The following is a 263-nucleotide window of genomic DNA, read 5'->3' on the forward strand; positions in this document are numbered from 1 at the left end:
GTGCATCTCCAGCAAGAACAATAACAGTTCCATCCTTATCCTTAAGGAAATCACTACAGCACATTACTGCATGTCCTGTTCCTAGCTGTCTATCTTGATACGCCGTTTTGATGTTTTCTTTAAGATGTGCTCTAACAATATCTGCCTTATGTCCAACGACAACGATAAAATCATCAACATTTGCACCCTTTAGTGCATCAATGACGTGAAAAAGCATTGGTTTACCACAGACTCTATGAAGTACTTTTGGTAAACCAATGCTT

At 38.8% G+C, this 263-nt stretch carries 1 protein-coding gene; it reads right to left on the reverse strand.

The genetic code is table 11. The features are described from left to right. Positions 1 to 217: sugar phosphate nucleotidyltransferase (locus tag TCEL_RS11335; RefSeq protein ID WP_040684071.1), on the reverse strand; the 217-nt coding region annotated here is incomplete at its 3' end. Positions 218 to 263: the final 46 nt, after the last annotated feature.

The organism is Thermobrachium celere DSM 8682, from assembly GCF_000430995.1.
In the GTDB taxonomy this organism is placed as follows: Bacteria; Bacillota; Clostridia; order Clostridiales; family Caloramatoraceae; genus Thermobrachium; species Thermobrachium celere.